This is a genomic window from Geobacillus sp. GHH01, assembly GCF_000336445.1.
Classification (GTDB): Bacteria; Bacillota; Bacilli; order Bacillales; family Anoxybacillaceae; genus Geobacillus; species Geobacillus zalihae.
In genome coordinates this window covers 3,236,657-3,250,567 of sequence record NC_020210.1, presented here as the reverse complement: position 1 = coordinate 3,250,567, position 13,911 = coordinate 3,236,657, and the positions used below count along the sequence as shown (strand labels likewise).

General features: G+C 49.3%; 5 protein-coding genes and 3 pseudogenes. 6 read left to right on the top strand and 2 right to left on the bottom strand.

Translation table 11 applies throughout. From position 1 onward, the window contains the following. The first annotated feature begins 41 nt into the window (after positions 1-41). Complete coding sequence (locus GHH_RS16080; protein ID WP_015375888.1) at positions 42-2,369, top strand: bifunctional 2',3'-cyclic-nucleotide 2'-phosphodiesterase/3'-nucleotidase; 2,328 nt, start codon at positions 42-44, stop codon at positions 2,367-2,369. Between the two features lie 97 nt (positions 2,370-2,466). Here the strand turns inward: GHH_RS16080 and GHH_RS16075 are convergent. Then, positions 2,467-3,069: pseudogene (locus GHH_RS16075) on the bottom strand (alpha-amylase domain-containing protein); the annotation flags it as partial. Positions 3,070-3,219: 150 nt separating this feature from the next. Between GHH_RS16075 and GHH_RS16070 the strand changes: the two are divergent. Then, positions 3,220-4,339, top strand: a pseudogene (locus tag GHH_RS16070) (RNA-guided endonuclease InsQ/TnpB family protein). Positions 4,340-4,450: 111 nt separating this feature from the next. Here GHH_RS16070 and GHH_RS16065 read toward each other — a convergent pair. Then, positions 4,451-5,482 (bottom strand): annotated as a pseudogene (locus tag GHH_RS16065) (alpha-amylase); the annotation flags it as partial. 408 nt (positions 5,483-5,890) lie between these two features. On the opposite strand from GHH_RS16065, the gene GHH_RS16060 reads away from it, so the two are divergent. The 4 genes from GHH_RS16060 (at position 5,891) to GHH_RS16045 (ending at position 13,801) form a co-directional block, all read left to right on the top strand. Beyond that, the gene (locus GHH_RS16060) at positions 5,891-10,837 is read left to right on the top strand and encodes an alpha-amylase family glycosyl hydrolase (RefSeq protein ID WP_371198453.1); all 4,947 of its coding nucleotides are present in this window, start codon (positions 5,891-5,893) and stop codon (positions 10,835-10,837) included. Between the two features lie 213 nt (positions 10,838-11,050). Next, positions 11,051-11,659, top strand: coding sequence for a type IV toxin-antitoxin system AbiEi family antitoxin domain-containing protein (locus GHH_RS16055; protein ID WP_015375883.1), 609 nt, complete (start codon positions 11,051-11,053; stop codon positions 11,657-11,659). After that, entirely contained in the window at positions 11,659-12,390 is a 732-nt protein-coding gene (locus GHH_RS16050) for a nucleotidyl transferase AbiEii/AbiGii toxin family protein (RefSeq protein ID WP_015375882.1), read from the top strand. The genes GHH_RS16055 and GHH_RS16050 overlap by 1 nt, the downstream gene beginning before the upstream one ends. A 178-nt stretch (positions 12,391-12,568) precedes the next feature. After that, the gene (locus tag GHH_RS16045; protein WP_015375881.1) at positions 12,569-13,801 is read left to right on the top strand and encodes a CAP-associated domain-containing protein; all 1,233 of its coding nucleotides are present in this window, start codon (positions 12,569-12,571) and stop codon (positions 13,799-13,801) included. Positions 13,802-13,911 lie beyond the last annotated feature (110 nt).

Here is a 13,911-nt window from a genome sequence, read left to right as displayed (position 1 = left end):
TAGAGATGACAATGATTTGATCCGAGTGAGGGGGATGGGCATTGCAAAAACGGAAGAAATACGCGGCGGCGAGCGTGGTGTTGGCGTTGGGGCTGCTTGCTCCGGCTGTGTCGCCGACCGCAGCGGGCGCGGAAGACCGAGATGTCGTCAAGCTGCGCATTTTAGAGACGACGGATGTACATATGAATCTCGTCAACTACGATTATTTCAAAGATAGTCCAACGAATGAGTTCGGGTTGTCGAAGACGGCGCGTTTGATCGAGCAGGCGCGCGCTGAGCAGCCGAATACGCTTCTGTTTGACAACGGGGATTTGATTCAAGGAACGCCGCTTGGTGACTATGTGGCCAAAGTGAAGCCGCTGCAAGACGGAGAAGTGCATCCAGCGGTGAAACTGTTGCATTTGTTGAAGTACGATGCGGCGACGGTTGGGAACCATGAGTTCAACTATGGCTTGGATTTCCTCAATGAAGTGTATGACGATGCCAAGCTGCCGATCGTGAATGCGAACGTGTACCGTGACGATCATGACCAAAATCCGGATAACGATGTCAACTATTTCACGCCGTATCAAATTTTAGAGAAAGAAGTCGTTGATGAAGACGGGGAGAAGCATACGCTGAAGATCGGCGTCATCGGCTTTGTGCCGCCGCAAATTATGGATTGGGACAAAGCGAATTTGCAAGGGAAAGTGATTGCGAAAGACATTGTGCAGTCGGCGCAAAAGTATATTCCAAAAATGAAAGCGGAAGGGGCCGATTTGATCGTTGTGCTATCGCACTCGGGCATTGAGACCGGCGGAAACAGCCCGAATATGGAAAACGCATCGTATTATTTAACGCAAATTCCGGGGGTCGACGCCGTGTTGACCGGCCACCAGCATAAAAAATTCCCGGCCCTTCCAGGCACAACACCAGATTTTCCGGACGGAAACGGAATCAACAATGAAACCGGCACGATCAACGGTGTTCCGGTGACGATGCCGGGTTCATGGGGCGATACGCTCGGCGTGATCGACTTGACGGTCGAGCAAGTCGACGGAAAATGGAAAGTGACGCAAGCGAAAGCCCAACTCCGTCCAGTGTATGACAAGGCGACGAAAACGCCCCTTGTCGACAGCGACCCGGCCGTTGAGCAGGCGATCCAAGCGGAACATGAAGCGACGATTCAGTACGTCCGCAGCCCGGTTGGAAAAACAACGAGCCCGATCAACAGCTATTTTGCGCTTATCAAAGACGATCCGTCCGTGCAAATCGTCACGAATGCGCAAAAATGGTATGTCGAAAAGATGTTGAAAGGGACGAAATATGAAGGCCTTCCGGTGCTGTCGGCCGGCGCTCCGTTCAAAGCCGGCGGACGCGGCGGGGCGAGCTACTATACCGACATCCCGGCAGGGGAAATCGCCATTAAAAACGTTGCTGATTTGTACTTGTATCCGAACACGGTGTATGCGCTGAAAATTACGGGAGCCGAGTTGAAAGAATGGCTTGAGTGGTCGGCGGGGCAATTCAACCAAATCGACCCGAACAAGACAGACGTTCAGCCGCTCATCAACAATGACTTCCCGACGTACAACTTCGACATTATTGATGGAGTGACGTACGAGATCGATGTCACCGAGCCGGCGAAATACGACAAAAACCAAAATGTGATCAATCCGAACGCGAGTCGGATTAAAAACTTGAAATTCGAAGGCAAGCCAGTGACGCCGAACATGGAATTTATCGTCGCAACGAACAACTATCGGGCGACGACAAACCGGATCATCAATCCGGGCGGGAAAAACACGATTTTGGCTGCGCCGGATGAAAACCGGCAAGTGATCATCGATTACATTCGGGAAAACGGAACGATCAACCCGTCGGCGGATGGCAACTGGCGGTTTGCGCCAGTGAAAGGGAAAGCGCCGGTGACCGTCACGTTTGAATCGTCGCCGGAAGCGCAAAAATACTTGCCGCAAGACGGCAGCATCCGCTATGTCACCGCCTTGCCGAGCGGATTTGCCCAATATGAATTTGCCTTGCCGCTTTGGAAGGAAGAAAAGCCCAACCCGCCCAAGCAGCCCGAGAAGCCAACCACTCCTCCAGGCCAAGTGAAAAAAGTGTACTGGGATGGCGTGGAGTTGAAAAAAGGGCAAATCGGCCGCTTGACGGTGCAAAAGCCGATCAATCTATGGAAGCGGACGAAGGATGGGCGCCTTGTGTTCGTCCGCATCTTACAGCCTGGGGAAGTGTACCGCGTCTACGGGTATGACGCGCGCTTCGGCGGGCAGTATGCGGTCGGCGGCGGGTATTACGTGACCGACATCGACACGCACATTCGCTACGAAACGCCGTCAAAGGAGAAGTTGAAGCAAGCAAATGGATGGTAACATCAAACACGGCCTTGTGCCGCCATTCATGGCGGGCAAGGCCGTGTTTTTTGCCTCAATGATAGAGCGGAATGTCTTTACAACGCGATCGCAGGCATCAAGGCCATGCCACCAACCGTGGTTCGGTCCAACGGACGAATTCATCAGTCCACGGTCGGGTTGTGATCGACCAAGCGATAGTAGAGACGGTCGTTTTTCTAGGAACCCAAACCGAAACCGAACCGCCATTGACTTTGAACTCCCCCCATCCATCACTGTTGATGGTGACGGTGTCACTCCGGTTGCCGGTAAGGTCATAGAACACTTTTCCGGCGTGTTGTTTGCCAACGTACATCCATTTGCTTCCTCCCGGCCCATCGGTGATCAGTGCGGCCAGTCCGGATCCTGGTTTTTCAGTGACGCCTTCCCTTGTCCACCCGATGATGTCGGAGTGATCAAGATAATCATGTTGCGTTCCATAAGCATAATCCCTGCGCGCGATGAGGAGCGGATCGATTTTGCTTTTCAGCGAAGGAATGTTATATTGTGGAATGCCATAATAGTCACCATAAAAGACGCACGGGTATCCTTCCTGCCGAGTTAGAATAAAGGCGTAAGCCAACGGTTTGAACCATGGGTCGACCCATGACTGCAGCGCTTGGCCGGGTTCGGTGTCATGATTATCAACGAAGGTGACGGCCAATGTCGGTTGATCTTTCATCGTCTTTGGCGAGGAGACCCCCACTTCAACGACCAAAGGGAGTAAGTGGGGGAGGAATCGCTTTTTTTGTTTTTGTATCACTAAAAAATATGATATAATATATGATATAATATATTATATAATATATTTAGTGAAAGAGAGGTGAGACAAATGGACATGACGTTAACAGCCAAAATCAAAATTTACCCAACAGCGGAACAAGCAGAAGTATTGAAAGCCACCCTTTCCGCTTATCGACAAGCGTGCAACGCTGTGTCTGTTGTGATTTTTGACACAAAAGTGCTTGCACAAGCCAAGTTACACGACATGACCTATCGTCTACTTCGATCAAACTACGCTTTGCGTTCGCAAATGGCGCAATCTGTGATTAAAACGGTGATCGCTAGATACCGTTCCCTAAAAAGCAATGGTCATGAATGGACATTGGTTCGCTTTAAAAAGCCTGAATATGACCTCGTTTGGAATCGAGATTACTCCATTGTTCAAGGGTTATTTTCTGTCAATACACTAGAAGGACGAATCAAAGTGCCATTCGAACCAAAAGGCATGGAGCCATATTTTGATGGCTCATGGACGTTTGGCACAGCCAAACTCGTCTATAAGCATAACAAATTCTTTTTGCACATTCCCCATGACCAAAACAATTCCAACCGTAGATGAACACAACATTCGCCAAGTGGTCGGTGTCGATGTGGGTGTTAACTTTCTTGCAACAGCTTATGATTCGCAAGGGAAAACCACCTTTTTTAACGGACGAAAAATCAAGCATATGCGTGCCAAGTACAAACGAATGCGAAAAACCCTCCAGCAAAAAGGGACGGCTTCTGCGCGTCGGAAGTTGAAAACAATCGGACAACGAGAAAACCGTTGGATGACGGATGTGAACCATGCTGTCACGAAGGCACTCGTTCGTCAATATGGAGAACGTACCCTTTTTGTATTAGAAGATTTAACAGGCATTCGTGAAAAAACAGAACGTGTACGTATCCATGACCGATATGAAACTGTATCGTGGGCTTTCTATCAGTTCCGTCAAATGTTAGAGTATAAGGCACGTTTGCATGGGTCAAAAGTGATTGTGGTTGCTCCGCATTACACCTCTTTGACATGTCCAAAGTGCGGGCATACGGAAAAAGCCAATCGAAACAAGCGTACACACACCTTTTGTTGCCGAACATGCGGATATACCTCAAACGATGACCGCATTGGTGCCATGAACCTTCAACGAAAAGGAATAGAGTACATCGTTGAAGGAACGACACAGGCATGACCTGCGTCGTTGGGCAGTTGTCAACCTGCCCCTGATGCAACCCCAAGTCAAGGAAGGAGGACGAAGTCCGCTCGCACTTCTGGGGAGTTGCAAGCCTCCACTTCAAGCGTTAGCTAAGTGGGGGTAGTTGACGAGAGTATTGGTCATTAACGTGCGCATATCAAATGCGCCTCCTGATTTGGAAGCAGTATAAAATTTGTTGTGTAACGGGGCATCAAACAAAGACATCGTTCCGTTTGTTTTCGTAATGTAATTGTGCAACTTGTTGATGTCATAGCTCCAATATTCCCCGACGGTAAATAGTGGCTTGCCAGTCTGAGAACGCACATACGACAACCAATCAGGAAAAAAACTGAACTTAATATGCTTGACGGCATCAAGCCGGAACCCATCAATGTTCGTTGTGTTGACATACCATTTCCCCCAGTTTTTCAGTTCGGTCACGACTTCGGGATGATCCATATCAAGGTCGGCATACATTAAGTAGTCATAGTTTCCGTTTTCCGTGTCTACTTCCCAATCCCACGCTTTGCCGATGCCGCGGAATTTGTAAATGCGGCTTAATTTTCGGCTTTCGTCCCAATCAACGCCGTCAAAATGGTACCAGCGCCACTTAAAGCTGGAGTAGGTGTTGCCCCGCCCGGGAAAATCAAATTTCGTCCATGCTTGGATTTGATAGGTGCCCGAGATTTCTTGGTTGCGGTCGGACGGATTGACTTCGACGGCGTCCACCCATTCCGTGCCGTCGGCGCCGCCTTTATGGTCGAACACGACATCGGCGTACACTTGCATTCCAGCGGCGTGGGCGGCTTGAATGGCTTGAAGATATTGAGCTTTTGTTCCATATTTTGTGCGGACGGTCCCTTTTTGATTGAATTCGCCGAGGTCATACAAGTCGTATACTCCGTACCCTACGTCGCTGCGGCTTGTTCCTTTGTAAGCGGGCGGCAGCCAAAGAGCGGTGATGCCAAGGCTGGATAAGTTGTTGGCTTCATTGGCCACTTTGGTCCATAACGTGCCATCATCCGGCAAGTACCATTCAAAATACTGCATCATGGTGCCGTTAAACGGTGCGGCAGCCTTGGCGTGCTGTCCTGTCGGGCAGAACAGCGAGGCAGTGAGCAAAAACGCGAGCAGGAACACCCACCCTTTTCGAATGATGCGGTGAAACGTTAGTACAATGCCCTTCCCCCTTAATCAAATATTACATTCGACGGTTTGGATTCCAAAAAATGAAGGGAAACGATTGCATAAAAAGAGTAAACAGGAAGCAAAACCTCGAACGTTTACGTCTATTATAATTTTTGTTTGTAATCGTTTTCAATATCGAATTTAAACGATTTTGAGTTAGGAGTGAATCGAAAATAAAAAAAACAGAGGGGAATATAGTTGAAATATTCTGTTTATTCGTATAAGATAAAGATTGATGAAATCGTTTGCATCAACCGTTTTGTGCAAACGATTGCACAAAGAATATAAAAAGGAAAGGAGAGAAGGAAGTTGGCAAAACAAAGGAGAAGGGAGCGGGGGATGATCAAGAAGGCAAGGAGAATGCTATCATTGGTTTTGGCATCGGTGTTGTTGCTGGCATTGACTCCTTTCCAGGCGGTTGCCGCTGCGAACGAGGCAGGAAGTTCTAGCGCTCTAGGGAATGGGGAGCATCGGTGGACGGCCGAATCCACGGCCTCGCAGCCACGGACGATCACGCTAGTCGGCAATTTGCAAGATGAGTTGGGCCATACGGCGGAATGGGATCCGGGGGCATTGGCGACGAGGATGCATGATGAAGGGAATGGGCTTTATACATTCACCGGGACGCTGCCAGCCGGGACCTATGAGTACAAAATTGCGGTCAACGGCAGCTGGGATGAAAATTACGGCGCCGGTGGTCGCAATGGCGCAAATCTGGTGTTGAAGCTGGATCGGCAAACCGAGGTGACGTTTTATTACAATGACCGGACGCATGCGATCGCGGATTCGACATGGTATACGGCGATTGCGAAGGAGAAACAGCCGCGTCTTGTCGGGACGGTGCTGCCGGCCATCGGCTATGAGGGGGAGAACAACGGATGGACTCCAGGGACATCGACAGCGCTGTTGACCGATGATGATTTTGACTCGGTGTACACGTTTACGGCGCGGGTGCCGAAAGGATCGTATGAATATAAAATTGTCCTCGGAAACAATTGGAACGAGAGCTACCCACAAGAGAATGCACGCTTAACCGTTTTGGAAACGACAACCATTACATTCTTCTTCAATGCGAAAACAAAAGAGGTGTACACCGACTACAACCCCAATGGCTCTGACGGTGTTGTTCAGAAAGACCGATTAAAACACAATACATGGGATACGCTGTACCGCCAGCCGTTTGGCGCGGTGAAAGCGGGAACGAAGGTAACGCTTCGTCTTGCGGCGAAAAAAGGCGATTTGACGAAAGCGGATGTGTATGTGAAAAATGCGACGACCGGAACCGCCAAAGTCTACACGATGGAAAAAGTCGGCGTGCTCGGGGATGATGAGTATTGGGAGGCTGCGTTTACTCCTTCTGCGCCGGGGGTATACGGTTATAAATTTATCGCTGTCGATGCCGGGATGAAGGCGGAATATGGCGAAGATACGAAAGAAGGACAATGGGGGAGGGCGGTCGACAAAAATGCGGAGCTGTTCCAGCTGACCGTCTATGATCCGAATTACAAAACACCAGATTGGATGAAAGAAGCGGTTGTGTATCAAATTTTCCCAGATCGGTTCTTTAACGGCAACCCTTCAAATGACAACAGCAAGCAGCAGGCACGCGGGGCGCAGCCGATTGAGCATCGCGATTGGTCGGATTTGCCCGATAATCCGCGCCTGAAAGGAACGAGCGGCTACGATGGCGACGGCGAATGGTCGAATGACTTTTTCGGCGGAGACATCGCTGGAATTGAACAAAAGTTGGATTATTTGCAGTCGCTTGGGGTGAACACGATTTACTTAAATCCGATCGCCAATGCGCCATCGAACCATAAATATGATGCGAGCAATTACAAAGAATTGGATCCGATGTTCGGTTCCCCGGAAGAATTCCAATCGTTTGTGCAGGCGCTTGCGAACCGGGGAATGCATCTCATCTTAGACGGGGTGTTCAACCACGTATCCGACGATTCGATTTACTTTGACCGCTACCACCGCTATCCGACCGTCGGCGCGTATGAATATTGGGAAGCGGTTTACGATTTGATAAATGAAAAAGGATTGAGCGAGGAAGAAGCGCGGAAACAAGTGGAAGAGAAGTTCAAACAAGAGGGACAGACGTTCAGCCCGTATGGGTTTCACCTTTGGTTCAATATTGAAAACAAAAAAGTCGATGGCCATTATCAATACCAATCATGGTGGGGCTATGACAGTCTGCCGGAGTTTAAGTCGGTGACGGGGGAAAAAGTGCCGCATCCGAGTGAATTGAACAACGATGCGCTCGCGAATTACATTTTCCGTGAATCGGATTCGGTGGCGAAAAGCTGGATTGCCCGCGGCGCCTCCGGCTGGCGGTTGGATGTGGCCAATGAGGTGGATCCGGCGTTTTGGCGCGAGTTTCGCCAAGAATTGCTTCAAGGGTCGTACGACCGCGGTCCGACGTTAAAAGAGGGGGAGCAGCCGCTCATTTTAGGGGAAATTTGGGATGACGCATCGAAATATTTTCTAGGCGACCAGTACGATTCCGTGATGAACTACCGGTTCCGCGGGGCGGTGCTTGACTTTTTGAAAAACGGAAATGCAGAAGAGGCGGACAAGCGACTGACGGCCATAAGGGAAGACTACCCAAGTGAAGCGTTTTATGCGCTGATGAACTTAATCAGTTCGCATGACACGGCGCGGGCGGTCTTTCTGCTTGGGAACGGAACGGATTCATCCGAGCGGGCGGAGCTTGATCCGAATTATAATGAGGAACTTGGGAAAAAGAGGCTCAAGCTGGCGGTGATTTTGCAGATGGGATACCCGGGAGCGCCGACGATTTATTACGGCGATGAAGCGGGAGTAACAGGCTCAAAAGACCCAGACAACCGCCGCACGTATCCGTGGGGCAAAGAAGATCAAAATCTGTTGTCCCATTATCAGAAAGTGGGGCACATTCGCCAGCACCATCAATCGTTGTTGGCCCATGGCGACATCAAGACGGTGTATGCGCAAGGGGATGTATACGTATTTGCCCGCCAATACGGGCGTGAAGTGGCGCTCATTGCCGTCAACCGCGGCAATGAGGACAAGACGGTGGCGCTTGACGTCGCTTCGTTGCTTCCGAATGGCACCGTACTCACGGATGAGTTGCATGATGGCGAGAAAGCCACGGTCGCTGGCGGAACGTTGACGGTCACGATTCCGGCCCTGGATGGACGGATGATGTTTGGGACGGTGACGGCGGAAATGCCGGCAGCAGTCAGCAATTTGCAGGCGAGCGCTTCGGATGGCTGCGTGACGTTAACGTGGGAAGGAAATGCGTCGAGATACCGAATTTACGAGTCCACGTTAAAAGGTGCCGGTTATACGATGGTGCAAGAGACGGAAACAACTTCGGCCACGATCGGTTCGTTGACGAACGGAACAGCCTATTACTTTGCCATTGCGGCGGTCGATGAAAACGGGAATGAATCACCGAAGGTCGAAACGAATCGCGTCGTTCCTCATTACCCGCTGACGAGCGACAATGTCCAGTTCGTGACAACGTTAAGCGATGCCACACTGGATTTGTCAAAGCCGCAGCAAGTGGATGTCCATGTCAACATCGACAATGTGACAAGCAAAGGAGCAGCTGATGGGTTGCAAGCGGTGTTGCAAGTGAAAGGCCCGCATGACGAAACATGGAAAGAATACAGAGCGTCCTACCAAGGACAAGACGGCGACGCCAACGTGTTCCGGGCTTCCTTCACTCCGCTCGCCGCAGGGACGTATACGTATCGTTATGCGCTGACGACCAATCTCGGCGAGGAATGGGTGTATACAGCAGAGAAGCAAGTGACGTTTGCGGCAGACAGCAGCGACCAAATAGCGCCAGCAGACGCCATCGAGCTGCGGCAGCCTGCGGTTGAATCCGGACAAGTGAATTTATCATGGACGTTTGTTGGGAAAAAAGATGGAGATGCTTATTTGTTAGCCATCGAGCGCAACGGTGATATCGTGCATACAACCACTTCGATCGGCGATTCATTTACAGACTACGATGTCGAAAACGGCACCGAGTACACGTATGTTGTCAAGTTGTATGACCGCGCCGGCAATGTTGTGGAGTCGAACACGGTCAAGGTGACGCCGGACATTGTGATGGTGAAGGTGATTTTTAAAGTGAAAGCGCCGGATTATACGCCGCTCGATGCCCGCATTACGATTCCGAACAGTCTGAACGGCTGGAACACAGGAGCGTGGGAGATGTCGCGCAACGGTGCGGTGACGCCCGATTGGCAATTTACCGTCGAGGTGCAGGAAGGGGAAACGATCACCTATAAGTATGTGAAAGGCGGATCGTGGGATCAAGAGGGGTTGGCCGACCATACGCGTGAGGACGACAACGATGATGACGTGAGCTATTACGGCTACGGGGCGATTGGCACCGACTTGAAAGTGACGGTCCACAATCAAGGAAACAATACGATGGTTGTGCAAGACCGCATTTTGCGTTGGATCGATATGCCTGTTGTCATCGAAGAGGTGCAAAAACAAGGGAATCAGGCGACGATCAAGGGAAATGCCATTAAAAACGGTGTTTTGACGATCAATGGCGAGCGGGTGCCGATTGATGGCCGGATGGCATTCTCGTACACGTTTGCGCCGGCCAGCCATCAAAAAGAAGTGTCAATTCATATTGAACCATCGGCCGAAAGCAAAACAACCATTTTCAACAACGACGGCGGAGCGATTGCGAAAAACACAAAAGATTATGTGCTGGATTTAGAAACGAAGCAATTGCGCGAAGGGAAGTTGACAACGCCGCCAAGCAACGGCGATTCTCCAGGAAGCGATTGGCCGGGCAGCGAAACGCCGTCCCATGACGGAGGGGCAACGCCAGGCAACGGCACCTCTCCGGGCAGCGGTGGTCCATCGGATGGAGCATCCCCTGGGGGGAGCGTTCCGCCGGGCGGCACAGCTCCGCCGAGGGACGAAGCACCTCCATCCAGACCGCCGCAAAAACCGTCTCCATCGAAACCAAAAGAGAAACCGAGAAAGCCAACCACTCCTCCAGGCCAAGTGAAAAAAGTGTACTGGGATGGCGTGGAGTTGAAAAAAGGGCAAATCGGCCGCTTGACAGTGCAAAAGCCGATCAATCTATGGAAACGGACGAAGGATGGGCGCCTTGTGTTCGTCCGCATCTTACAGCCTGGGGAAGTATACCGCGTCTACGGGTATGACGCGCGCTTCGGCGGGCAGTACGCGGTCGGCGGCGGGTATTACGTGACCGACATCGACACGCACATCCGCTACGAAACGCCGTCAAAGGAGAAGTTGAAGTTGGTGAATGGGGAGTAAGCAAGAAAGCGAGGCCGTCCGAATGAATGGGGCAGCCTCGCTTTTATATGTGAAAATAACGACAGGAATTTTACTTATGGTCGGCATATAATAATAAGTGAATGCATTAAGATGAAAAAAGAGGGATATTGCGAGTAATCGAGAATAAGTATGTTAAACGTTTGCAATGAGTGATAAATGCCGACATTTAGGTGAAAAGAGTGGTGATCATGAATGAAGAAAGAAGTAAGCAAAATCATAAAAGATATTTTTGTGCGTCAAAAAGGATTTGCGAAGACAGAAGACTTAACCAGAGAAGGAGTGAGCAAATATTATATTCGAAAGTTCGAGCAAAATGGAGAAATCATTAGGATAAAACGTGGGCTGTACCGTTATGCTGCATTTGAAAGTGATCAAAATGAAGAAGTGGTTGAAGTATCAAAAGTGATCCCGAATGGTGTTCTTTGTCTTTTGTCGGCATTGTCTTTTTATGAGTTAACAACTTATAACCCGTGGGAGTACCAAATTGCTATTGAAAGAAAATCAAGGAAACCCCGTTTGCCCGATTATCCGCCAATTAAAATTTTCTATTTTTCAAAAAAACAGTTTGAATATGGAATTGAAGAAGTGGAAATAGGCGGCCATAAAATAAGCATTTATAATCGTGAAAAAACGATTTGCGACATTATTCGATACAGAGAAAAAATAGGAATCGATTTAATGAAAGAAGGTTTGCGAAATTATTTACAAAGTCCTGAAAAAAACATAAATAAACTGGTGGAATGTGCTGAGAAAATGCGCATCAAGACCGTTTTATTAAAATACTTAGAGGTGCTTTTATAATGGGAAATGTTAAAAATATACCTGCTTCAGTTGGAGAAAGACTAAAGAATCTTGCCAAACAAAGCGGAAAAACCTTTGATTTCATTTTACTGTTGTATTTTCAAGAAAGGTTGCTATACCGACTTTCCATTTCTCATTATCGGGATAAATTTGTTCTAAAAGGCGGTCTCTTTTTATTTTCCTTAACACAATTTCAATCTAGGCCAACCAAAGATATTGACTTTTTAGCTAGACAAATTTCAAATGATATTCAATATATCAAAACTGCGTTTGAGTCCATTTGTACGTTAACTGCTGAAGAAGATGGAGTCGAATTTGATGTAAAGGGCATTACGGCTGAACGAATTAAAGAGGGTGCTGATTATGAAGGGATTCGTATGAAAATTCTGGCAGCACTTGGCAAAATAAAAAAGCAATTGCAACTGGATATTGGATTTGGTGATGTCGTGATCCCAAAACCACAAGAGATGCAGTATCCTACTTTATTAAATATGAAGCCCCCGGAGATTCGAGTCTACTCAACTTATTCAGTAATAGCTGAAAAGTTTGAGGCGATGATCTCACTATCTGTTGTCAACAGTAGAATGAAGGATTTTTATGATGTTTTCACACTTTTATCAACCGAGAATTTTGATGGACGCGTCTTATGGGAAGCCATATTTGAAACCTTTCAAAGACGTCGAACGAATTTAGAAAAAGAACATCGGCTCTTCACCAAAAGTTGTACTTGATTTTTTCTGAACATCCCCTATTTACGCTTGTGAGGGAACATCAGCACTTTTTGCCTATCCTTGTCAGGAAACCGTTGTCAAGTACATGTTGTGGTGAAGAGCCATTCTTTTTTCTCTTTTCTTTTGATGGAAAGGCATCTATGATGAAAGAAAAAGAGAAAGGAAGGAGCGGACGGAAGTGAGAAAATGGGTGCAGACGGCGGCAATCGGAATGCTGTTGGCTGCGGCTGGATGGCTTTGGATGCCGAGTTCATCAATGGTCAAGGCGGAGGATTGCGGGGAGCTTGTCGGAACGGAAAAAGTGTGGTGGGACGGCGTTGAACTGAAGCCCGGACAAATCGGCCGGTTGACGGTCACAGCGCCGACAGAGCTATGGTTGTCGAACAAAGCAGTGAAGACGCTGCCAAGCGGTGCGGTGTATCGCGTATACGCGTTGCGCGGCGGCTATTTTGATGTCGGCCGAGGATATGGGATCAAGAACGATGCCCGCGTCCGCTATGAAACGCCGTCAAAAGAGAAGTTGGCCGCTGCTTTATGCGTGCAGCGGGCGAAGGCAAACATGGCGGATGTCACGATGAACGGGGTGGCGATCGGCGACTCGCGCGCCAAGGTCGAAGCGATGTACGGCAAGGCGAAGCGGAAGACGAAAAACGCCTACGGCCTATATTGGGAGGCGTATGATCAGGGCGGTTACAAAAACTTTTTGATGGTGAGCTATGACCGTGATCGGGTGGCGGCGATGTACACGAATCAGCCGATTGTCCAAACGAAAAAAGGAACGGGCATCGGAACGGCGAAAACGGTGGTGGAAGCGCGCTACGGCCGGCCGCTTGCGGTGATTCAAAAAAAAGATGGCCTTTACAGCATCCAAAATGATGAATATGATACGTATCTTGTCAACGGCCGCTACGTCACCTTCTTTTATGACCGGTACAACAACAACCGGGTGGATGGCGTGCTTGTCGTCAATCGGGCGCTCGAGTATGAAAAGCCCGGGTTTTACGGAACGGCGACGGAGGAGCTGCGCACGGCCTATGAATATCAAATTTTTGATTTAGCAAACGCGGCGCGCCGCTTGCACGGGCTTCCGGCGCTCGCGTGGGATGCGAAGGCGGCGGCGGCCGCCCGTGAACATAGCGAAGATATGGCGGTCCATCACTACTTCTCTCATACGAACTTGCAAGGCCTGTCGCCGTTTGACCGCCTGAAGCGCCATGGCATCGCTTATCGCGTGGCGGGAGAGAACATCGCCTACGGACAATACGATGCGATTTTTGTCCATGAAGCGTGGATGCACTCGCTCGGTCATCGGCAAAACCTTTTATATCCGGACTTTACCCGCCTCGGCGTTGGGGTGGCGTTCAATTCATTTCATCAACCCTACTACTCTCAAGAGTTTTATACTCCGTGACCGCGGATGATGTTTTCGCTTCTACAGAGCGTCCCAACCTTGCTGGGACGTTCTTTTTTTTTTTTGACTAAATAAATGGAAAAGGGTTCCCCTTTTTGTAGAAGTTTGTC